Origin of the sequence: Psychrobacter sp. Ps4, assembly GCF_022129285.1 — a bacterium.
GTDB lineage: Bacteria > Pseudomonadota > Gammaproteobacteria > Pseudomonadales > Moraxellaceae > Psychrobacter > Psychrobacter immobilis_A.
The window spans coordinates 1-22,319 of record NZ_JADQAK010000013.1; the positions used below are offsets into that span (position 1 = coordinate 1).

At 41.7% G+C, this 22,319-nt stretch carries 19 protein-coding genes; 8 read left to right on the top strand and 11 right to left on the bottom strand.

The window, feature by feature from the left end:
• Positions 1-54: 54 nt before the first annotated feature.
• Positions 55-1,017: a hypothetical protein gene (locus I3252_RS08845; RefSeq protein ID WP_238034889.1), complete on the bottom strand. Its 963-nt coding sequence runs from the start codon at positions 1,015-1,017 to the stop codon at positions 55-57.
• Positions 1,018-1,271: 254 nt separating this feature from the next.
• Here I3252_RS08845 and I3252_RS08850 point away from each other — a divergent pair, with 254 nt between their 5' ends.
• Positions 1,272-2,315: a nitronate monooxygenase gene (locus I3252_RS08850; protein WP_238034891.1), complete on the top strand. Its 1,044-nt coding sequence runs from the start codon at positions 1,272-1,274 to the stop codon at positions 2,313-2,315.
• A gap of 25 nt (positions 2,316-2,340) precedes the next feature.
• On the opposite strand, the gene I3252_RS08855 is transcribed toward I3252_RS08850, so the two are convergent.
• Positions 2,341-3,045, bottom strand: coding sequence for an aspartate/glutamate racemase family protein (locus I3252_RS08855; RefSeq protein WP_238034893.1), 705 nt, complete (start codon positions 3,043-3,045; stop codon positions 2,341-2,343).
• A gap of 260 nt (positions 3,046-3,305) precedes the next feature.
• Here I3252_RS08855 and I3252_RS08860 point away from each other — a divergent pair, with 260 nt between their 5' ends.
• Positions 3,306-3,560 carry a DUF2798 domain-containing protein gene (locus I3252_RS08860; RefSeq protein ID WP_045442930.1) on the top strand — a complete coding sequence of 85 codons (255 nt, stop codon included), beginning with the start codon at positions 3,306-3,308 and terminating at the stop codon, positions 3,558-3,560.
• Between the two features lie 437 nt (positions 3,561-3,997).
• Here I3252_RS08860 and oppF read toward each other — a convergent pair whose 3' ends face one another.
• From oppF to I3252_RS08885, 5 genes are all read right to left on the bottom strand, one after another.
• Positions 3,998-5,026 carry a murein tripeptide/oligopeptide ABC transporter ATP binding protein OppF gene (gene oppF / locus I3252_RS08865; protein ID WP_238034894.1) on the bottom strand — a complete coding sequence of 343 codons (1,029 nt, stop codon included), beginning with the start codon at positions 5,024-5,026 and terminating at the stop codon, positions 3,998-4,000.
• 3 nt (positions 5,027-5,029) lie between these two features.
• Complete coding sequence (gene oppD, locus I3252_RS08870; protein WP_238034896.1) at positions 5,030-6,235, bottom strand: oligopeptide ABC transporter ATP-binding protein OppD; 1,206 nt, start codon at positions 6,233-6,235, stop codon at positions 5,030-5,032.
• Between the two features lie 12 nt (positions 6,236-6,247).
• Complete coding sequence (gene oppC, locus I3252_RS08875; protein ID WP_238034897.1) at positions 6,248-7,153, bottom strand: oligopeptide ABC transporter permease OppC; 906 nt, start codon at positions 7,151-7,153, stop codon at positions 6,248-6,250.
• A 90-nt stretch (positions 7,154-7,243) separates the two neighbouring features.
• Entirely contained in the window at positions 7,244-8,164 is a 921-nt protein-coding gene (gene oppB / locus I3252_RS08880; protein ID WP_238034898.1) for an oligopeptide ABC transporter permease OppB, read from the bottom strand.
• 301 nt (positions 8,165-8,465) lie between these two features.
• Entirely contained in the window at positions 8,466-10,133 is a 1,668-nt protein-coding gene (locus tag I3252_RS08885; protein ID WP_238034899.1) for an ABC transporter substrate-binding protein, read from the bottom strand.
• Between the two features lie 857 nt (positions 10,134-10,990).
• Between I3252_RS08885 and I3252_RS08890 the strand changes: the two genes are divergently transcribed.
• The 5 genes from I3252_RS08890 to I3252_RS08910 all read left to right on the top strand — a co-directional run bounded on the left by I3252_RS08890 (position 10,991) and on the right by I3252_RS08910 (position 16,161).
• Positions 10,991-12,043 (top strand): DUF2157 domain-containing protein, encoded by a 1,053-nt coding sequence (locus I3252_RS08890; protein WP_238034900.1) that lies wholly within the window; start codon positions 10,991-10,993, stop codon positions 12,041-12,043.
• Entirely contained in the window at positions 12,036-13,244 is a 1,209-nt protein-coding gene (locus tag I3252_RS08895; RefSeq protein WP_238034901.1) for a DUF4401 domain-containing protein, read from the top strand. The genes I3252_RS08890 and I3252_RS08895 overlap by 8 nt, the downstream gene beginning before the upstream one ends.
• Positions 13,241-13,921 carry a GDYXXLXY domain-containing protein gene (locus I3252_RS08900; RefSeq protein ID WP_238034902.1) on the top strand — a complete coding sequence of 227 codons (681 nt, stop codon included), beginning with the start codon at positions 13,241-13,243 and terminating at the stop codon, positions 13,919-13,921. The genes I3252_RS08895 and I3252_RS08900 overlap by 4 nt, the downstream gene beginning before the upstream one ends.
• A 169-nt stretch (positions 13,922-14,090) precedes the next feature.
• Complete coding sequence (locus I3252_RS08905) at positions 14,091-15,068, top strand: zinc-binding dehydrogenase (RefSeq protein WP_238034903.1); 978 nt, start codon at positions 14,091-14,093, stop codon at positions 15,066-15,068.
• Between the two features lie 85 nt (positions 15,069-15,153).
• On the top strand, positions 15,154-16,161 hold the full coding sequence (locus tag I3252_RS08910) for a YhdH/YhfP family quinone oxidoreductase (RefSeq protein ID WP_238034904.1): 1,008 nt from the start codon (positions 15,154-15,156) through the stop codon (positions 16,159-16,161).
• A 79-nt stretch (positions 16,162-16,240) separates the two neighbouring features.
• On the opposite strand, the gene I3252_RS08915 is transcribed toward I3252_RS08910, so the two are convergent.
• The 4 genes from I3252_RS08915 to guaA all read right to left on the bottom strand — a co-directional run bounded on the left by I3252_RS08915 (position 16,241) and on the right by guaA (position 20,840).
• Entirely contained in the window at positions 16,241-17,233 is a 993-nt protein-coding gene (locus I3252_RS08915; RefSeq protein ID WP_238034905.1) for a hypothetical protein, read from the bottom strand.
• A gap of 102 nt (positions 17,234-17,335) precedes the next feature.
• The gene (locus I3252_RS08920; RefSeq protein ID WP_238034906.1) at positions 17,336-18,034 is read right to left on the bottom strand and encodes a hypothetical protein; all 699 of its coding nucleotides are present in this window, start codon (positions 18,032-18,034) and stop codon (positions 17,336-17,338) included.
• A 154-nt stretch (positions 18,035-18,188) separates the two neighbouring features.
• Positions 18,189-18,875, bottom strand: coding sequence for a DUF2628 domain-containing protein (locus I3252_RS08925; protein ID WP_238034908.1), 687 nt, complete (start codon positions 18,873-18,875; stop codon positions 18,189-18,191).
• Between the two features lie 369 nt (positions 18,876-19,244).
• Positions 19,245-20,840, bottom strand: a complete 1,596-nt coding sequence (gene guaA, locus I3252_RS08930) for a glutamine-hydrolyzing GMP synthase (protein ID WP_238034909.1) — start codon at positions 20,838-20,840, stop codon at positions 19,245-19,247.
• 207 nt (positions 20,841-21,047) lie between these two features.
• Between guaA and I3252_RS08935 the strand changes: the two genes are divergently transcribed.
• Positions 21,048-22,310 (top strand): hypothetical protein, encoded by a 1,263-nt coding sequence (locus I3252_RS08935; RefSeq protein ID WP_238034910.1) that lies wholly within the window; start codon positions 21,048-21,050, stop codon positions 22,308-22,310.
• Positions 22,311-22,319 lie beyond the last annotated feature (9 nt).

Below are 22,319 nucleotides of genomic sequence, written 5' to 3' on the forward strand. Positions count from 1 at the left end.
AGCAATTAGGTTTGATAATTAGTTTATAACAATTTTAAGTGGGATTGGCTATAGTTAGCAAACCATAGTAGTTATCTTGAATTCCTTTCCATCAATCTTATTGATATTTTCTTGCGTATCAGTATTTTTTCTTGCGTCATTATTGGTTGATATAAAAATTATACCTTCATCGATTTCCATAGCTTGCATATATCTCGATATTTGATTTAAAGAATTATTAATTATATCTTTAGATATATTTGTCTTTTTGATTTCTAAAATAATAGGTACATTATCTATTTCAACAACAAAATCCGGTCTAAATAGTAGTTGGTTACTATTAGTACTAGGTTCTTGTTCTACGTAAATATCATCTATAGAATTTAAAAATGCATGTAATCTACCACTCAGCTGAAAACCAGTTTCTAAAGATGATATTTTAGTACTATCAGAAAAATTCAATTCAATAAAATATTTTAGCAAATCTACAAGCTTTCCTTTGGGTTTCTTATTTTTTTCATCTACAATTAATTTAATTTTTTTCTTAATTAAATCTTTATTTTTTATCTCATTCTCTTGTTTATCATAAGATACCTTCTCTTGAATTTCATTCAAAAGAAGATATATAAAGCTAGTTACATTCATTAGAGCAATAAAAGCCTCACCACTACCAAATATTAACTTATAGTCATGTGTGGATTTATTTCTCCATTCTTGTCTATAGTTTCTAAAAATCTGTAAAACTCTATCTTTAAAAGTTCCGTTTTCCTCGAAATATTTTTCTATATCATTTGGTGTTTTCTTCTTGACCTCTTCTTGATTTTTATTTGCCAATACCTGATAAGCTTCTTTTAACGCGCTTTCATAAGCTTGGTTACATCTATAGATCACATCGTTGAAAAACGCTTCATCCTTTTTACCTTCTTGATAATAATGCTCTGCTCTTTTTATATGGCTCAGAATTACTTCTAAATAATAAGAGTCATCAATTACCTTAATTGACTCTATCTTCTTTTCTATTTCATCTAATACGTTCATAGACTGCCAACCAAAGCTTCAGTATTTGTCATGCTTAAGTTTCATTACTTTAGTGATGTTAAAATAAAAAACATAAGTTAAGTAATCATTATTACTTAACTACAAAACCATAGTCAACTATTTTAACTACAAAATCGTAGTCAAAACCCATCCCCATATTCAGCAACTAAATAAGCACTATCCAACACACGCACCGCCTACCTCTGTTAAAGTAAGTGAGATAAAAAATCTAATAGAACAAAAGGACGCCCGTCATGACCTTACTGAATACCCTTAATCTGACCCACCCCATCGTTCAAGCACCCATGGCAGGCGCAACCACCCCTGAGCTGGCGGCGACGGTGAGTAACTTTGGTGGACTGGGTTCATTGGGATCGGGCATGACGCCGCCAAAGGTTTTGCATAGCCATATTGACATCATTAAATCGCTCACCGATCGCCCTTTTATGATTAATTTAATGGTGCTCTCTGAGCATGAGTCGAGCACCTTTGATACCGAAATCCCTGCTTGGCTAAGTCATTACTATCAAGAAAACAATATCGGATTTGCGCTGCCTGAACGCCCAGCGCTAAGCTTTGCCGATCAGCTACAAGTGCTCTATGACAATCCAGTCGCCGTCGCCAGTTTTACCTTTGGCATTATCAGCGCCGAGCAAGTTCAGCATCTGCAAGGTCTAGGCACGCGAGTCATCGGGACGGCAAATCATCCATTAGAAGCGAAAGCATGGAGCGATATTGGTGCTGATGCGGTATGTGTACAAGGGGTCGAAGCGGGTGGGCATCGCGGTGGCTGGCTCGCGCAAAGTGAAAACGATCCATTGGGATTATTGACGCTGATTAGTCAAACGCGCGCGTGTACCGATATTCCATTAATTGCAGCAGGTGGCATCATGACTGGGCAAGATATCAAAGCGGTACAAACGGCTGGCGCTGAGCTGGCGCAAATCGGAACGGCGTTTTTGACCACAGATAAATGCGGCATTAATGACATTTATAAGCAAGCACTACTGGATGCCAGTGAAGATAAGCGCAGTACTGAGACACGCTTAACGAGACTGTTTTCAGGTAAGCAGGCTCGTGGTTTATTAAATGATTATTTGCGTGATTTTGCTCGCTTTGAAAGCGCGCATGAGCTACCGCCCTATCCACCATTAAATGCGATGACCAAATTTTTGCGTGGCCATGCGACCAATAATCTTGACCCAGAGTATCAGTCTTTATGGGCAGGACAAGGCGTCGCCTTGGTCAGACAAGAGCGCACGATTGAGCTGTTAGAGCGCTTGGTCAAAACGTCATAGGCTTAAATACTTTTATCAGTCCGCGCTACTCTAATAAAAAATCCACCGCTGCCGCTGCATGAATCAAAGTGGTATCAAATACGGGAATGGGGCTATCTGCTTGCTTAATCAGCAGTCCAATTTCTGTACAACCTAAGATGACGCCCTCTGCGCCTTGATCTGCTAAATCTTTGATCATCTGCTGATAATACTGGCGCGAGCTGTCTTTAAATTGACCGACGCACAGCTCTTTTTTGATAATTCGATGTACCTCTGCTCGTGCATCACTCTCTGGTATCAATACTTGAAGCCCTGCATCCACCAAACGCTGCCTATAAAAATCTTCCGTCATCGTAAACTGAGTGCCCAGCAAGGCAATTTTAGACAGATTCTGTTTTTTGATGGCGGCAATAGTGGCATCAGCGATATGAATAACAGGTAAATGCGTCGCGGCTTGCACATCATCGAGTAATTTATGCATTGTATTAGAGGCAATCATGAGCCCTTGTACGCCAGCGGCTTGCAAACGCTGAGCACTGCTAGCCATAATTACACCCAGCGCTGCCCATTCATCTTGCTCTTGGTGCTTATTAATCAACGCAAAGTCAACGCTATGTATGAATAAATCTGCTGAATGTAAGCCACCCAGCTTATCCTTGACACCCTCATTTATCAGCCGATAATAGCTTTCGCTACTCTCCCAACTCATACCACCGATGATGCCCAATGTTCGCTGCTTATGCACGGTCATTTTATTGCCTTATTTGTGGGTTGTAATCGATTTTATCGTAGCAAAATTAATCATCTTTAGTTTGTTATTTTTCAGGAATTTTTATTTTTATGCATGAGACAACAGTCATTAAAATATAACGAATGTCACCATTGATAATAACGATTTTATCCACTCAACAACATACGATATCATGGTTAGTAATGACGACACATGACGCTACGCAACATCGTTCATCGTTCATCAAACGCCACCATCACCACGTAGGACACCTCCACACTATGGCAAAATTCCCTACCATCAGAATACGCACACGGCGCAAGTACTATCGGCTTATTTTTACCTTTTTAATGGCACTGCTGATGTCCACGATTATCTCAACTGCATTGCTGCTGATCAATGTAGGATTCGTCGATGGGTTCTTTATCACGCTGTTTCACTCATGGAAATATGCCTTTATAGTCGCGTGGCCGAGCGCTTATATTTGCGCCTATCTCATCCAAGAGCATTTGCTCAGTAGGATTGAGTTTTATTGAACCAACTAGAAGTTAAAGTATGAGAATGCCATGATAAAGCATTGCTGTGAGCTGATGGTAAATCATCATGCCGCTATGAATTAAGAAATCTTTGGCCGTATACACAGCCTTGCTGAAGGTATTTTATTCGAAGATAAAAAAATATTTTTTGATTGGATATTAGGGACGTTGAGTCATCTTATGATAAGTGACTGGATCTGGATAAGAGGCTTTAATGACCTTCCTAATTACTCCCGTAATAAGTCAATCTCCAAGCTCACCATCGTGGTCAGCTAACAACATTACTTAATCAAATGACTATCGATATCGGTGAGATTGATTGATGCTAACTCCTGACGTTTAAAACCAATGAGCAAAAACATTAGACTGTATTAAGAGCATTTGAATAAGTCCGCCTGCTTTTAATACAGTCAATATTCATAAACCAAAAACCACTTTTAAGCCACCTCGACCTTGTTCTTTAAACAAGCCACTCGGTGATTTATGGTGCCTTCTAACACGGGTTTAATCTGTGCGCATTCTTCATCAGCTAGTGGACAACGGGTACGAAAAACGCAACCTGACGGCGGATTGATTGGACTGGGTAAATCACCCTCTAATAACTGAATGACCTTACTACGTTCAGCAATAGGGTCAGGTAGCGGTACAGCAGACATCAGTGCTTTGGTATAGGGATGAGTCGGATTGCCGTATACGGCTTTGTTCAAACCCAGTTCGGCGGCGTTGCCTAAATACATGACCAAGACTCGATCAGCAATGTGCTTAATCACAGAAAGATCATGGGCAATGAAGATAAGCGCTAACCCCATCTCTTCTTGCACATCTTGCAATAAATTAATGACCTGCGCCTGAATCGAGACATCAAGGGCGGAGACTGGCTCATCACAGATAATAATTTTGGGCTTTAATATCAGTGCTCGAGCAATGCCTATTCGCTGGCACTGACCACCTGAAAACTCATGCGGATATCGGTTAATTTGATTGGACAGTAGCCCCACCTTTTTCATGATGGCGCGTACCTCGTTTTGCACCTCAGTCTTCTTCATTTCAGGATAATAAGTGCGAAGAGGCTCGGCGATAATATCCCCTACCGTCATGCGCGGGTTAAGTGATGCCAGCGGATCTTGAAAGATCATTTGAATGTCTTTTCGCTTTAATCTCATGGTCTTTTTGGACGCACCCACCATCTCTTCATCACAAAACTTGATACTGCCAGAATCAGCTTGTATCAATCCGATGATAGTACGAGCAAGTGTTGATTTACCGCAGCCTGATTCGCCTACCACCCCTAAAGTCTCACCAGCAAATAGCTCAAATGATACCCCATTAACTGCTTTTAGAGTGACAGGCTTCTGCCAAAAGTAAGTCCCTTTTTGTTTGATATTAAAAGTGGTATGAATGTCCTTTACTTGCAATAACGGTGCTGGATTATTGCTTTTGGCGCTATCTAAATTCTGTATCATCATGAGCTAGCCCTTCATCCCTGATTGATTATTGGCATTGATATCTGCTGAGCTATCTAGTGAGTGATCAACGGGTGTTTCAGGGTGCCAGTGACAAGCGCGTTGACGCTCGTTCGGTAAAAATTCCAACGGTGGCGGTGTATCACGGCAGATTTCCATAGCATGAGAACAGCGCTCATAAAAAGGACAGCCTGCTGGCAAATCTAATAAATTTGGTGGACTACCTGGAATGGTTTCAAGCTTGCCCATATCGTTATCCAAACGCGGAATGGCTTTTAGTAGCCCAATAGTATATGGATGACTTGGGGCATAAAAAATCTCTTCAGTCTCTCCATACGCCATGGTGCGCCCAGCATACATCACCAGCACACGATCACAGATACCCGCCACAACTCCCAAATCATGGGTAATCATAATAATGGTGGTGCCAAAGTCACGTTTTAGCTCGTTTAATAGAACCATAATCTGCGCCTGAACAGTAACGTCGAGCGCGGTGGTTGGCTCATCAGCAATCAACAACTTAGGGCGACATAATAATGCCATCGCAATCATGACCCGCTGACGCATACCACCTGAGAACTCATGCGGATACATGCCAATACGGTTTTTGGCTTCTGGAATCTTAACCGCGTCTAGCATTCGTATGGATTCGGCCCAAGCGTCTTTTTTACTCATGCCTTTATGTAAAATCAATACTTCAGCGAGCTGGTCGCCTATCTTCATATAAGGATTTAATGAGGTCATCGGATCTTGGAAGATCATCGCGATCTGCTCGGCACGAATCTTATTTAGTGCTTTTTGTGACAATCCTAGTAGCTCATTACCCTCAAAGCGTACCGAACCTTTGGCATAACCGTTATTTGCCAGCAGCCCCATAATAGCAAACGCTGTCTGCGACTTACCTGAACCGGACTCACCAACGATACCTAAGGTTTCGCCTTCATGTAGGTTAAAATTTAAGCCATTAACCGCCGTTACTAGACCCTCTTCGGTCGTGAACTGTACCGATAAATCTTTGACTGCTAACAAGGTGTTTTCTGCGTTAGGTGGCTTATCGAGCGCTGAATCAGTACCTATATTAAAGGTAGTAGACTCTATTTTCTCAGGAGCACTAGGCGCGTTGGCGGCGTTATGAATCTTTTGAGTTGCTATGTTTTTATCTTCCATACTTTTACCCTCCATGCTTTTATCCTTCATACTTTGGTTTTTCATGATGTCACCCTCTTAGCGGTCTTTAGGGTCAAATGCATCACGCAGACCGTCGCCAATAAAGTTAAAGCAAAATAAAGTAATGACCAAAAAAGCTGAGGGAATCAAAATCTGCCAAGGTGCTACCTGCATGGTTTTTGAGCCTTCTTGCAACAGCGCTCCCCAACTGGTCATCGGCTCTTGAACACCAAGTCCCAAAAAGCTTAAAAATGACTCAAACAAAATCATCGTTGGCACTAATAAAGAGGCGTAAACCACCACCACCCCGAGTACATTGGGCACGATGTGGCGTAAGATAATATTAAAGCCTGATACGCCGCCTACGTGCGCAGCTTCGATAAACTCTTTACTCTTCAGGCTTAGCGTTTGCCCGCGGACGATACGCGCAACATCCAGCCACGATACCAGTCCAATCGCCACAAAGATTAAGATAAGGTTACGACCAAAGATAGTGACTAATAAAATCACAAAAAACATAAAGGGGAAGGCGCTTAAAATCTCTAATACACGCATCATCACGGTATCGACTTTGCCACCAAGATAGCCTGACGTTGCACCGTATATCGTACCGAAAATCACTGCAACCGTAGCGCCGGCGACGCCTACCATCAAGGAGATACGACCACCTACTGCGGTTCGCACTAACAAATCACGACCGAGTGAGTCAGTACCGAAGTAGTGCTTGTTATCGATGGCTGGCGCGGACTGCATAAAGTTCCAGTCGGTTTCGGCATAGCCAAAAGGTGCTAACATCGGCACAAAGATGACGAAAGCTGCCACGAGTAGCAATATAAAAAGACTGGCTACGGCGGCCTTATTTCGATAAAAACGGCGCTTAGCATCTTGCAAAAGGCTGCGGCCTTTGATTTCCTGAGCCCCTATTTCTGCTAGGTCAGTTGTCTGCTCTGCGATAAGGCTCATAGTCGTCCTTTTAATAATCTATTTAGCATAATAATAATGAATGATCCCTATCAAACCGTATTGGGATGATAATGCGCTTAAATGGTCGTCTTAATACTGAATCTTTGGATCGATTACCGCGTATAAAATATCGACGATAGCATTAAAGGCAATGGTCAATACCCCGACTAAAATGGTCAAACTAAGCACTACCCCATAATCACGATTGAGTGCGCCGTTAATGAATAACTGTCCGATACCAGGTAAACCAAAGATAGTCTCAATCACAATAGAGCCTGTGATAATACCGACAAAGGCTGGGCCCAAATAAGAGATAACGGGTAGTAATGCTGGTCTCAGCGCATGCCTCATCACTATTTGGCGCATCGGCAAACCTTTCGCCTTAGCCGTTCGGATATACTGGCTATTCATCACCTCAATCATCGAGCCGCGCATGATACGAGCAATACTCGCAACATAAGCGAGCGCTAAAGCGGCGACTGGTAATACAAGGTTTTTGAGTGCCCCATCACTCCAGCCACCAGCTGGTAGCCATTGCAAAATAATGGCAAAGATCAGCACTAATAATGGCGCTTTAACGAAGCTTGGAATCACAACACCTGTCATAGCAAAGGCCATCAGTACGTAGTCTATCCATGAGTTTTGCTTAAGGGCTGCGATAACACCGAAGATAAGTCCTAACACCAATGCCAATATAAAAGCGTATAGACCCAACTCCATAGAGACAGGAAACGACTGCGACAACAGCTCGTTAACCGTATAATCTTTATACTTAAAAGACGGTCCAAAGTCGCCTACCGCTAGCTGCTTTAGATAATTAACATACTGTAGCCACATAGGATCGTTGAGATTGTATTTGGCCTCGATATTGGCCAGTACCGCAGGTGGCAAGCTACGCTCACCCGTAAACGGACTGCCTGGCGCCAAACGCATCATAAAAAAGGAGACCGTGATCAATACGAATAAGGTCGGAATGGCTTCTAAGATACGCCGAAAAATCAGTTTTAGCATAATGCCTCTTTTATAATGATGCTTATTTTTCAGCTAAATTAAAATGAGATAACTAGCACAAACCTAACGCCCAGTTATCGTTCAACTAGCAATCTTCAATGACTTGGTTTTAAATAAACGATCGATAATCGTCGTTTATAAATAACAAAAGTTTCATCTAACACGCCTAATAAGAGTGGCTGTGAAAAATGAAACTAATGACGCTATCAGCGTTATTTAATAAGAGCGATAAATGAAACCAGCTGCTTTTACCGCCCTCAGACATTCAATCGATAGAATTATTCAGCGATCAGTCAAACGATTAGTGCTTAGCAATTGAGAGATTTTTTACCTGCCAATTGTCTAATATATCCTTAGTTGGAAACCCAATGACATAAGGTTTTACTAGACGCGGGCTGACGTAATGATAAATGTTAAGTAAACCCATATCTTGATCGAGCTGAGCTTCAGCTTGCTTGTATAGGTTGGCACGCTGCTCAGGGCTAACGCCAGCTTTCAGCGTTTGCGCCATTAAACTGTCAAAGTTAGCATTATTGTATTTACCGTAGTTGCCACTATTATCAGATTTGGCAATATTTAAGAAAGCTGACGCTTCGTTATAATCACCACACCAGCCAGCACGCGCGATTTGATAATTACCATTACGGCGGGTATCCAAATAGGTTTTCCATTCTTTATTGGTCAAAGTCACATCGACGAAGCCGAGCGCTTGCTTCCATAGTGAAGTAGCCGCGACCGCAGTCTTTTTATGATTGTCATTGGTGTTGTATAGCAGCTCAAAAGTCAGCGGATTGCTATCGCTATAGCCTGCTTCAGTGAGCAGTTTTTTGGCCTCAGTAACCCGCTTTTCTTGATCCCAAGTCGACCATTCTGGACTATTTGCAATATCGCCATTGGTGGCAGGGGGTGTCAACTGATAAGCGGCCGTCTGTCCTTGACCGATAACTTTATCCGCAATGGTATCGCGATCCAAAGCTAAGGCTAAAGCGCGGCGTACTTTGGGATCGTTGAACGGTGGCTTGACCGTATTAAACTCGTAATAATAAGTACAAAGATAAGGAGATACAGTTAGCTGATCGCCCACTTGCTCTTTAAGCGAAGCGAACTGCTCGGTTGGAATCTCATTGTAGGTCACATCGATTTCACCCGCCTGATAGCGTGCGACGTCAGTCGTACTAGAAGGAATCGGCAGGAAAGTGACGGTATCGATAGTCGTATTGGCATCGTCATAATAAGAAGCGTTACGCGTTAAAACGATTTTGTCGTTAATTTGCCACTGGGTAGGCTTGTAAGGACCGTTAACCACGATGTTCTCAGGAGCTGTCCACTTATCACCAAAGGCTTCAACGGTCTTTTTATGAACGGGCTTGACTGAATTATGAATCAACATATCTGGGAAATAAGGCACGGGCTCTGATAACGTAATCTGTAAGGTTTTATCATCGATAGCCTTTACGCCAAGGGTTTCAATGCCAGCCTTACCATCAACGATTTGATCAGCGCCTACTACTTTGGCATCGACCAAATAGCTTGAATATGGCGACGCAGTATTTGGATCGACCAAGCGGCGCATACTGTAGACAAAATCCTCTGCCGTTACTGGATCATCATTTGACCATTTAGCATCGCGCAGCTTAAAGGTCCATACTTTATTGTCTTCGCTTTCCCAACTGGTTGCCATTGCTGGAATGGTCTTACCTTCGGCATCCGTATTGGTTAAACCTTCTAACATCTGGCGGCCAAGGGTAGATTCTGGTACACCCGATACTTTGTGTGGATCAAGTGATTCAGGTTCAGTACCATTATTGACGACGAGCGCTTGAGTATCAGCCAGTACATTAGGATCAACGGCAGCTGCTTGGCTATCAGTGCCAGACTTATCGCTACTACAGCCAGTCATAGACATGGCGAGCGCAAGAGAGGTAGGCAGAAATATAGAGGACAAAAAGTGATTAGGAGTGCGCATCATATAATAGCTATCCTTGCTGGTCAGTGGCTGGGCGGATCAACTAAATAGTAGTGATTCGAGTTAATATATCCGTATATTGACTATGTTTATTAACAATACTTTAACTAACTATTGGTCATATTGTAGACAACTATTAGTAATTAAAAACGATACAAATGTCAATAAGTTTTAATTCCTCCCCGATACTAACAAGCAAAATAAGCTTGCAGTCCAAGTAGTTTCGACGACTAAAAACCAGATGAAACTGCTATCAATCGAGTAACTTTTATAGCTACTTATTACCTTTCATCAGCAATATACTACCGCTCATTCGAAACCTGTCTTATTACTACAAATCTCAGTTTCTAAATCACTAATTATCACTGTCAAGTGAATGAAATCAATGCTATCAAGCAATAAAACCCTAGTAGATATGATGAATTTTATTTATAAGACTATTGTTAATAACTAATCATTTACTAGATTTTTTAAGTCGATGCTGATGAATGATAGTGTGGTATTTTCGACACTCAAAACCAGAATTATTCGCTATTTAAAATCGTACAATTTTTTGATTTTTGCAATTACTTATTTTTGTAATAGCTGAGTAAGATCATGATAAAAATCACTAAATTTAGAATAAATACCTATCAATATCACTATTAATTCCTTTTTATGAAGCTAATAACGCTGATCTCTTGATGAAATTTTGATCTTATAGTCGCGTGGCCGAGCGCTTATATTTGCGCCTATCTCATCCAAGAGCATTTGCTCAGTCGTATTGAGTTTTATTGAGTAAAAAACTATAAACTTTAGTACACCCACCTCTCACAAAAAAGCTAAGATAAGCAACATCATCTTTTTATTTAGAGGACGCTATGAGCCAACCACGGCGTACTATCGAGCATTTACTCAAGCAAGGCATACTGCCATTGACGCATGCCAACGATGCAGCGATTCATTTGCAAGTCTATCCTAGCAAACGCTCATGGCTGGTCTTTTTTGATAAAGCCATGCTGATTATCGGGGCGATCGCGCTGGTATTATCGCTGGTGTTTTTTATTGCCTATAACTGGATAAATATGGGCAAAATGGGCAAGTTCGCTTTGGTCGAAGGGGCCTTAGTTATCACGATTGCCTTGTACATTGCACTGTCTTTTAGGCGACGGTTTCAGCTTATTCGGCAGTTATTATTGCTTATTGCTAGCGTGATTACGGGTAGTTTATTGGCGCTATTTGGGCAGGTCTATCAAACGGGTGCGGATACATGGCAGCTGTTTTTCGGTTGGGCAGTATTGATTACGCCTTGGGTTATTATTGCCCGCTTCCCTGCGCTTTGGTTGTTATGGTTGGGGCTCGTCAATACTGGTCTCATCTTATATTTCGGCGTTATGGACTTTGCCTTTGTTAGTTACTTCTATGAAGGCGTCTTACAAATAGGCGTGCTTGCCGCTGTCAATTTTGTGGCGCTAAATTTATGGCTCGCGTTTATCGACCGTCAACCACCATCAGTCACACGCAGCCGATTTAAGTCCGAGCTGGATTGGAGCATTTATGTCGTCGGTTTACTCAGCAGCTATTTTATTACCTACCTTGCCATTCTTTATGTCTTTGATGACGCCAATATTTTAATGACGCTGATCACTTTGCTGCTATGGATGAGCTGGTGCGGATTTATGGTTTGGCGATTTTATTGGTATCGCATCAATCTATTAATGCTGACCTATTTATGTGGCTCTATCATTGTCGTGGTCATGGTTTGGGCGGGTAAGTTGTTTTTAGACAATTTTGATATGGGTGGTTTTCTCATCTTAGCCCTATTATTGATTGGCATGAGTTCAGCAGCGGTTGTTTGGCTGCGTCATGCGGCACGTTTAAACAACGAAAACAACCGCCCCAGTGCTGTCGTCAAAGGAGGTAATTATGAGTAATGATATGAATAATCAACACTCGGACAATGTCCTTTTACAGCTGCAACAGCTTGGATTGATTGACGACAATGCGGTTGATGCCCGTACTGGTGAGACCAGCGCTAAGGCAACGATAGCGAATAATCACTCTCAAAACGATATTCCTTGGTTTATACAAATACTTTTTGGTCTTAGCGGTATCTTAGCGAGCTTGTTTCTAATCGCCTTTCTGTCTTTATTATTGTTTGGCATCGATGGCTTTGACAGCGTGATTGCCTTGTTAATTACAGGTCTAGTACTCAGCGCGGCGGGTTTTGTGCTATTTAGAAATAAACAAAGCCGTGATAATGCCTTTATCAGTAGCCTAGCCTTGGCTATTAGCTCGGCTGGGCAAGCCTACATTGCCTTTGCGTTATTTGATAATAATTTGTCACACCCTATAGATGTTTGGCTTTTTTTACTCGTGCAAGCCGTTATGACGGTCATTATGCCCAACCGTATCTATCGCCTATTGGGTAGCATAATGACACTAGGTTTGACGGTTTATTTGCTTAACTATTATCATCTACCTGAGCTCAGTTTGGGGCTATTGGCACTGATTACGACTGGCAGCAATTTATCACGCTACTCTCTATTGCAGCGTATACCCAGAAAATGGCGAGCGGATGTTTTCGATATTACTAAAGCCATTGGTTACGCCAGCGCGCTGATGCTGTTGTGCGTTTCTGTGTACTTTATCGCCGCTGAACATAGTCATAGCCTTGCTACTTATTATGGCGACACTTTTCGCTACAATTACTATTTGGCGCAAGGATTACTAACGCTTGCCAGCCTTTATGCCGCTTATCTGATTCTAAAACGTTACGACGTTAAATTACTATCGGCAGCAGGACTCTTCATTGGTGGTGCGATTGTATTGCTTGGGATAATATCGATTTACGTCTCAGGACTGCTCGCGACCAGCCTTATCATCGTCATTGCGATCGCCAATAGCCAACGGGTGCTGTTAGGTTTGGGCGTCACCGCCTTGGTCAGCTATATATTTTGGTATTACTATCAGCTCGATACTTCATTGCTAATCAAATCTCTCTCAATGCTAATCGTCGGACTGACCATGCTGATGGGGCGTTGGCTATTGATTAAACGCTATTTCGCTCACTCCCTTATCGATGATACTAATTTGACAATGAGCGCCAACGATCGTCAGGAGCGCCACTCATGAAAAATAAAATTTTGACTAAGCGCTTGATTGATGACACGTCACCATCCACGCATTGGCTAAAAAAACGAGCCGTTACCATCACTGTTGCCTTACTTGGATTGGCGCTGATATTGGTCGTGATGACACTGAATATCATCAAATACGAAAACCATCTTAGTAATGGCAAAACGGTATTATTAGCGCTAGCACCTGTCGATCCGCGCGGTTTTATGCAAGGCGATTATATGGCGTTAAGTTATGCACTGGAGCGCGATATTTTTGATGCCATGCGACCAAAGCACCCTCATTCAACACAAGACGAATTAGGCTCAGAACTAGATGTAGAATTAGACGAGCTTGATACAGATTTTCGTATTTATGAGCCAAGCGACGGTTATGTCATTGTGAAAATCGATGACAATAATGTGGGGCATTTTGTCCGCTTAGCTGATAGTAATAGTCGTGAAGAGTTAACTAAAAGTGAGCTGCCCATTTATTACCGCATTCGTAACGGCAGTGTACAATTGGCGACCAATGCTTTTTTCTTTCAAGAAGGTCATGCTGAGGCGTTTGAAGCGGCTGAATATGGACTATTCCGCGTCAATGACAAAGGTGAGCCATTACTCACAGAGATGGTAGACGGTGATTTTACAGTCATCATCGGCGACATAAGTGAAGAGGATAAAGCCTCTCAGTAGACGTTAATGGTGCGACTACTTATTCGTTACTTATCATGCATTACTTCTCATGCTTTAATATACGCGATACGGGCAACGCATAACATTCCTTAACTAAAGTAACATTGAGGGTACTGAGACAAACTTGTTACTGTTGCTCACAACCTAAAAATAAATAAAGGAAATAATTATGCGTAGCGTAACTTATAGCACCTTCGGTAAACCATCTGACGTCCTCAGTTTAGGTGACACGCCTATTCCTGAACCAAAAGCCAATGAAGTCCGAGTCAAAATGATACTCGCCTCTATCCACAACCATGATTTATTAACCATTCGCGGTCAATATGGCTTTAAACCTGAGCTGCCAGCGATTGGTGGTAGCGAAGCGGTCGGTATCATTGATGCCGTCGGTAAGGATGTCAAAGACTTAAAAGTGGGTCAGCGCGTGGCAGCGGCGAGCGTACAAGCGACATGGGCAGAGTATTTTGTCGCCTCAAAAGACATGGTATTTGTCATGCCTGATAGCTTAGAGGACGAAATGGCGGCGCAGCTCATTGCTATGCCACTCAGCGCGCTGATGCTGATTGAGTTTTTAGCACTAAAAAGTGGTCAGTGGGTGATTCATAATGCTGCCAATGGCGCGGTCGGAAAATCGCTCGCCATGCTAGCCGCCGCGCGTGGTATTAGCACCATTAATGTCGTGAGAAGTGACGATGCTATCAAGGAATTAGAAGCACTGGGTATCAAGCATAATATCAACACCTCAGATGACGACTGGAAAGACCAAGTGAAAGCCATCCTTGGTGATGAGAAAATCAGTGCCGCGGTTGATTCTATCGGTGGTGAGTCGAGTAATGATCTGCTGGCGTTACTGGGTCATGGTGGCACATTGGCATCGTTTGGCATCATGTCAGGCAAACCAATGGTGCTAGATCCAACCCATATTATTTTTAAACAAGCAACGATTAAAGGCTTTTGGGGCAGCAAAATCAGTCAAGAAATGAGCGTTGAAAACAAACAGCGTTTGATTGATGAGCTAATCGAACGTGCTAACGATGGCAATTTAAAACTGCCCGTTGAAGCGACGTTTGATTTGGCAGATATCGTCAAGGCCGTCGATGGCAAATTGCAGGCAAGTAAGAATGGTAAGGTGTTGTTAAAAGCATAAATTATTGTCTTACATACATCGATGTAGTTGCAAATGATATACGTGCAAATAAAGACACACACCAAATAACCTCACTAGGAATAATATGATGTCTAATAATGAAACCTTTAAAGCCTTAGTCGTCGAAGAAAATACCGACGGCAGCTTTAGCAAAAGTATTCAAGAACGCAACGTCAGTGACTTGCCAGAAAATGACTTGTTGATAGAAGTGCATTATTCCTCGTTAAATTTCAAAGATGCCATGTCGGCATCGGGCAATAAAAGAATCACCAGACAATATCCACATACCCCCGGTATTGATGCAGCAGGCGTCGTTGTCAGCGACAAATCAGGCACGTTTACCGCAGGGCAAGAAGTGTTGGTATTTGGCTATGATTTGGGCATGGATACGGATGGCGGTCTGGGTCAAATGATCTCTATCCCTGCCGATTGGGCATTGCCCTGCCCAGAAACGCTAACCCTAAAAGAAGCAATGACTTATGGTACGGGCGGCTTAACCGCAGCACTCAGTATTCAAAAATTAGAAAAAATGGGCGCAAAACCCAGTGATGGTCCAGTTGCCGTAACTGGCGCAACTGGCGGCGTGGGTACGATCAGCATCGCTATTTTGAGTCAGCTGGGTTATGAGGTGATTGCTTTCTCAGGTAAGCCAGAGCAAAGCGAGCATTTAAAAGCATTGGGCGCGAGCGAAGTGCGTCATCGCGATACCATCAATGAAATCGGGAACAAGCCTATCGGTCGTGAGCTGTGGGCAAATGCCATTGATACTATTGGCGGCGACTACTTACCAAACCTGCTAAAGCAAACCAAATCTGGTGGTGCAGTGACCAGTTGTGGTTTAGCCAGCGGCGCTGAGTTTTCGATGTCGGTGATACCTTTTATCACCCGCGCGGTGTCACTATTGGGTATCGACTCGGTCTATATTCCACTGGCTGATAAAGAAGCCATTTGGCAGCGTGTCGCCACCGATATGAAACTGCCTAATCTAGAGAGTTATGGTGAAGAGATTACGCTTGAACAAACGCCAGAGTACTTAGAGCGCTTTATGTCGAGTAAGGTAGTTGGGCGTTATGTGGTGAATGTGCGGGGTTAGGTTGTGGTTTTTGGAAGTTAATTTGGATGGATAAAGGCAGCACTTCTTTTGAGGTGCTGTTTTTTTTGGTTTGGATAATTTATGAAGAAATCGTCACACCTTGGTACTCTTTGCTTGTGCCAAATACGTGTTCATGGCAAAGCTCTACAGTACGTTGATTGTAATATTTCAGTTGAGTTAAATCGTTATGTATCTTCATTACACTAATTGATTTAGATTCTGACTTATAAAAATCTACAATCTCTTTTGGTATGTTTTCTGATATATGGGCATCTATATTTACGAAAGCATATCTTATGAATCCTTTTGAGCATAAATTAAACTCCCACACCATATCATTTCTTTCCATATCATAGTTATTGTATCCTCGGTCAGAAAAAAGACAAAATTCATTATCATAAGTATATATATGTATTTGAATAAATAAATCTGGGTTTTCGTAAAACCTCTTTATAAATTGATCTAAAAAATTAAGATACTCTTCTTTCATAGGAGTCAGTAAAAGAAAAATAGTTGCAAGCCACTCTTTATACTCATTTTCTGTTATATCTAATTTCTTACACAAATAGTTTTTCTGAGGTTTGCTTCCATTTAAAACACGTTCAAAATTTTTACGGTGTATAGGATCGGTTGGAAATAAATCCTGCATGCTAGAGAAGGTATTCAAAATTCTTTTAATAGAGTAAGGATTTCTAATAAAATTTAAAATTTTAGACCTAAAAATGTTAATTACTTCTGATTTGATATCAGCTTTAGGTAAGTCTATTTTAGATAGTAGGCTTTTAGTACTAGACTTTATCGTTACTTCATAGGAATGGAACAGCTTCTCGAAATTGTACTTACTAGCTTCTTTCTCTAATACATCAAAACTAAATAGGTCATTCATGCTTAGATTCTTCGAAATTCTGACGCCTTTTTCCGAATCTATACTGACAATACCTACATCACGATCCTTTATACTAAACGAGTAAATCTTTTGATTTTCATTTTTAATTTGAGGATTAATTGCATTAAGTCTCTGCTCTACTTGAGGTAAAAAGTGTTGATTTTTAGTTGGATCACGCAAGTCCATTTTCGATCTTCCATTAGATTATATTTCGTTATTCTAACTTATCTAAACACTTATAAAATTCTGTCTTTAAATCTAAAAACAAACGTCAATTAAAAATAATACTCACGTCGTATAATAGAAATACCAACCATCATGCAGCTCCGTGAGAGATATTACCGTAAGGGCATAGGGCGGTATCATATAACCAACTTCAATATCATTATTCGGCGCTTTTAGGTAACCAAATTCATTATCTAAAAAGCCACCCATCGTTAGCACGATATAACCGTCCTCTCGTGCCATACTAACGATACCTGAGCGATCTAGCTTCTTACGTAGTAAAGCGACTTTTTTTACCTCTAATTCATCTGCCCTTATCTTTCCAGCATAAGCTGCCGCTATCTCTCGTTCAGTTGTATAGCTGTCATCATTGGAGATAAGCTGGTCATTTAGTATCTTATGGTGACGCCGCATATTACTTATTTGATAGACGTTGGCCTCTTGGCTGAGGGTATCTATAGCCTGCAAATTGATTTTATTAAGCAAAAAATGTACTTGATTACCCATACCAATTGCTGAAAGATAAAATGCAATCACAGCAATTATGGGAAATATCGCTAACGGCATATAAGAAGATGGCTTTTTATATCCTTTTCTGAATATATTTAACACCGAAAATAATAACCCAGCAATGAGAAAAAATAGCAAAGCCAGCAAACTCAAAATCGGTCCAAAACTGCCAAAGTAGGGAGAATTAAGTAAGCTTACTGAGAGAATAAATAGGCCAAGATATGTGACGTATTTTTTATTTTTTGGTGTCATAAAAGTCTCATACTGGATTTGAATATCGCTAATATCTTAGCGTGAGTCTGTTATAAGTAAGATGAAATAAGGGTGGAAAGGTTATGAATAAATTTCACAATTAAAAGTCATACAAAGAACACCATTAGCTTAATTAGACCGACTTTTAAGTGACTTATACCAACCAAAACCAATCAGGCGCAAACAAATAGGACATACCCATAGATAGCAATACTGATAATATGCTACCCACGATGGCGCCAACCCATGACGTACCGCCTTTTTCCGCTAACTCCTGTTCGACCGTCGCTGGGTCTGCTGTGTTGCTCATGACTTTTTTTATATTTTTGACGCTGTGACTAAAGTAAAAATAATTACCTAAAAGTCCTGTCATTACTGCCCATGCGACAAAAAAGCTGGTTTGACCTATAGAGCTATACGTTTCCATACCGAGCAGATGCATTAAGACTAAATCAACTGCATTAATGCCAAGTACAATACACAAGGCTACTAGGTACATTTTACGATAGCATAACCAAGATGTTCCCAAGAGCAGTCCAGCAATATTAAAACTGTGAATGCTCGAACCATCCTTATTGACTTCTAAACGTGGCTCACTGTCCTTAAACCATTTATTGCGGTAGAAATCATCATACTTTTTACCAACGAAAGCTGCCAATAAAGCATCGGCATTTTCAGAACTGGAAGCTGAATGGTTTTGCGGGATTTGCGCATCTTTAGAAATATTAACTGGCGTTAATGGTGGCGGTGTTTGTACTTGGACGTTAGCGAGAGGTTGTTCACAGTTTGAACAAACAACTGCCCCACTTGCGTTTTCTTGATTACAGTTATTACAAAACATCTTATCCCTTAATTTTACTAAATACTGAACGATTGATAGGCTTATCTCGACTTTAATAAATAATAGCCAATTAAAGTTGACTATATTATAGATAATAAAGACAAATGTTCAATGAAAAATTAGAGGATTCTTAGTTGCCTGTTTGTTTTAACCAAAAAAAGCACCCAACCAAGTTGAGTGCTTTTTATCGCTATATTGAACTAATCTAATTATCGATTAGTCGTATATCAATTCATAAAACATGAGTTGAAAAGCTATTTAGATAAGTTTACGTAGTCTAAAATGGTTACAAGGCAACCGAGCGCAGATAGTACGTGTTTGTACATCTAGCTAGGTTAACACCGTTACCGTTTAGAATACTTAAACGGTCTATTCCCACTCAATCGTCGCTGGTGGCTTGCTAGATACATCATAAGTCACGCGTGAAACTTCAGCGATTTCATTCATAATGCGATTCGATACCGTCTCAATCAAATCATACGGCAGATGCGCAAAGCGCGCGGTCATAAAGTCTACGGTCTCAACCGCACGTAGCGCAATCACCCACGCATAGCGGCGACCATCACCGACCACGCCGACCGATTTAATCGGTTGGAATACCGCAAATGCTTGCGCAGTCTTCTCATACCAGCCTGAACGCTCAAGCTCTTCCATAAAGATAGCATCAGCAGAACGCAAGATATCAGCGAATTCTTTGGTCACTTCACCAAGGATACGCACGCCCAAACCCGGTCCTGGGAACGGATGACGGTTAATCATTTTCGCAGGTAGACCCAAGGTAATACCTAATTTACGCACTTCATCTTTGAACAAATCACGTAACGGCTCAACCAACTCAAATGCCAAATCATCGGGCAAACCGCCTACATTATGGTGACTCTTAATGACGTGCGCTTTACCTTGATGCGACTTAGCGGATTCAATCACGTCTGGATAAATCGTGCCTTGCGCTAAGAATTCGATGACTTTACCATCGCTTTGCTCGCTCACTTCACGCGCACTATTAGCAAATACATCGATAAAGGTTTTACCAATGATTTTACGCTTGGCTTCAGGGTCAGACTCGCCAGCCAATGCCGTTAAGAATAATTCTTCAGCATCGACACGGATGACTTTTACGCCCATATTTTCTGCGAAGATTTGCATAACTTGGTCGCCTTCATGCAGACGCAAGAGACCAGTATCAACAAATACGCACGTCAGCTGATCGCCGATGGCTTTATGCAATAATGCCGCGACGACTGAACTGTCCACACCACCTGAAAGACCGAGCAATACTTGCTTATCACCGATTTGCTTTTTCAGCTGTTCGATACGCATATCGATGATGTTATCCGGCGTCCAGCTACCCGCGCAGCCACAGATTTCATGGACAAAACGTCCTAGTAATGCAGAACCTTGTGCGGTATGCGTCACTTCAGGATGGAACTGTAGCCCATAATAGTGGCGCGAATCATCTGCCATGATAGCAATCGGGCAGCTTGGCGTGCTGGCAACGATATCGAAACCTTGTGGGGCATCAACCACTTTATCGCCATGACTCATCCACACATTTAGCTTCGCTGCTGCGTCTTCGATACCATCAGTCAGCGTTGATTTGCCATCGATATTGATGGTTGCTGCGCCAAATTCATGGATATCACTGGCATGAACTTGTCCGCCGAAGCGCTCTGCCATCGCTTGCATACCATAGCAGATACCCAATACTGGTACGCCTAGATCAAATACGGCATCATTGATGCGTGGGCTGTCATCTGCGTGGACGCTCTCAGGACCGCCAGATAAGATAACGCCTTTTGCGCCAAAATCAGTGATGCGCTGAGTGTCGATATCAAACGGGAACATCTCACAGAATACGCCTGAATCACGGACACGGCGGGCGATAAGCTGGCTGTACTGTGAGCCAAAATCGAGAATTAAGATGCGATCTTCTTTAATAGTAGGAACGTTGGCAGCAGTTGTCATAACGTAGTGTCCATCAATAAATAAATTGGTGCGCTATTTTAACAAGTTTAGGCGCATTGATGGCTATTAAATAGTAAAAGAGAGTTCGAAATAATATTTCTCGAAATTAGTCGATAATGATATAATTTTTTATTTCTTTGTTTTGATCGGCGCTTGTTGTTCTCAAAAAGACGACATAATAATTTTAACTCTAGAAGATCATACCTTATGGCCTCAAATATTTATAAGACTACGCGACCATTAACCATCTTTTTGCTATTAAGCATCACTAATACCACTGTCATAGCTAATACTAGTTTAGAGGCTGCTTATTCACAAAGCACTAGCAATAAAAAAAGCTACGCTAAAACAGCGCAAGGCTGCAAAGTTTATCATCCCCCATTAAGCTTCGGTAACCGTGTTACTTGGAGTGGTAATTGCTCATCAGGCTATGCACAAGGTGAAGGAATTGCCAAATGGTATAATGGCAATGAGCACACCAGCAGCTATCAAGGTAATTATGTAGAAGGCAAACTAAATGGCAAAGGTCGTATCGATTGGGAAATAATAACCAATTGTGACTTTGATTATTACGAAGGCGAATTAAAAGACAGTGATGTGATGGGTCGTGGTATCTTCCATTATACCGATGGTAATATTTATGATGGCGTTTTTACCCCTAAGGGAAAACCTACCAAAGCGGTTTTTACTTGGGGCGCAGGTAATGAATCCTATAGTGACCGTTACGAAGGCGAGTTTCTAAACGGCAAGAAACAGGGTAAAGGGGTTTATAGTTGGGGAGAATATAGCCAGTGGGCAGGAGATGTCTACGAAGGCGAATATAAAAATAATAAACAACATGGCTATGGTGTCTACACTGAAGGTAATGGTACGCGCTATGAAGGTCAATGGAAAAACAACCAAAGATCTGGATACGGTGAAATAGTCCAGTCGGATGGTACTATTTATAAAGGAGAATGGAAAAACGATCTTAGAGACGGTAATGGAGAAATTACTTGGTCAGACGATAGACGCTATGAAGGACAGCACTTAGAAGGTCAACTTCATGGTCAAGGTAAACTATATTCTGATAACGAGCTACTTTATGAAGGTCAGTTCGCTTATGGTCAGCTCAGTGGTCAGGGTAAGATAACCTATAGCGATGGCGGCTGGGCGGAGGGCAACTTTAGCCAAGATAAGCTATCTGGCGAAGGTATTAATGTCAGAGCTAACGGCATTCGTTATGCAGGATCATTTCAAGATGGTAAAGCATGGGGATTCGGCCATTTAACCGCACCACGAGCTGCATTTGATAACGATAAACGCGCTAAAAATGGCGTTTGGCAAGGTGATACATTTGTAGAAAAAGGTTGGTTTTATGACAATAAGTTCAAGTTCCCCTGCGATAGTACTGAACACTGTAAACGAATAGCTGCCAAAGACGCTACTAAGCAAGCATATTTGGCAAATTCAGACGATTATAGTGAGTAGTCACGCTAG